Origin of the sequence: Rathayibacter sp. AY1D2 (assembly GCF_002932695.1) — a bacterium.
Classification (GTDB): Bacteria; Actinomycetota; Actinomycetes; order Actinomycetales; family Microbacteriaceae; genus Rathayibacter.
In genome coordinates, this window is sequence record NZ_PSVX01000132.1 from 1 (window position 1) to 824 (window position 824).

Here is an 824-nt window from a genome sequence, read left to right on the forward strand (position 1 = left end):
GCCCTCCCGAGCGTGGCCCTTCCAGGCCCACCTTGCGCGTCGGATCCGCTGCCGGCCGCGATGAGCGCTCAGCCTCCGCTGCCGGGGCGGTCCCCGGGGAACCCGTCCGCGAGGAGGCGGTCGAGGACGTCCGGCCAGTCGAGCAGGACGCCGATGTGGCCTCGACCGGGCCGGATCGTGAGCTCCGCGGTTGGGTGGAGGCGGCGGATCCGCTCCGCGTGGGCGACCGGGACCACTCTGTCCGCCGCGCCGTGGTGGAGGAGGACCGGCGCCGTGAGGCGCGAGAGGTCGACTCCCCAGGGCCTGACGAGAGCGAGGTCGTCGTCGACGCTCCCGCCCTGTTCGAGGCTCCGAGGCGCGGCCGGCCTCTGCGCCGAGCGCCGTCAGCGGGCCGTCGAGGGCCGAGTAGTCGTCACCGGTGAACTGCTCCGGATCGAAGCGGGCCGTCTCCTCCCACTCCTCGCGCGCAGCCCGGCCGTCGCGCGCGCTGCGGAGAGCGCCCGGATCCTGCATGCCCTCGAACCACGCTCCGTCGTCGCTGAAGGGCGCAGGGCTGCCGAACGTCGCGACGCCCAGGACGCGATCACCTCCGAGAGCCCCGACGGCCAGCGCGTGCGGGCCGCCGCCGGAGTAGCCCGTCACCACGAAGCGCTCCATCCCGAGCAGGTCGGCGACGCGGAGCACATCGGCGGCCGCATCCGCGATGCTCCGTCCGGGAGCGCGCATCGAGCCGCCGAAGCCGGGACGGGCGACGGAGACGAGCCGGATGCCGCGCGCCGCAGCGGCGTCGACGTGGGGAGCGAGGAGTGCGCCGGTGTGCGGTG

General features: G+C 75.5%; 1 protein-coding gene. It reads right to left on the bottom strand.

What is annotated here, in order from left to right:
• Positions 1-726, bottom strand: a 726-nt coding sequence (locus tag C5D04_RS18910) for an alpha/beta fold hydrolase (RefSeq protein WP_374954397.1), incomplete at its 3' end; no start/stop codon positions are given.
• Positions 727-824: the final 98 nt, after the last annotated feature.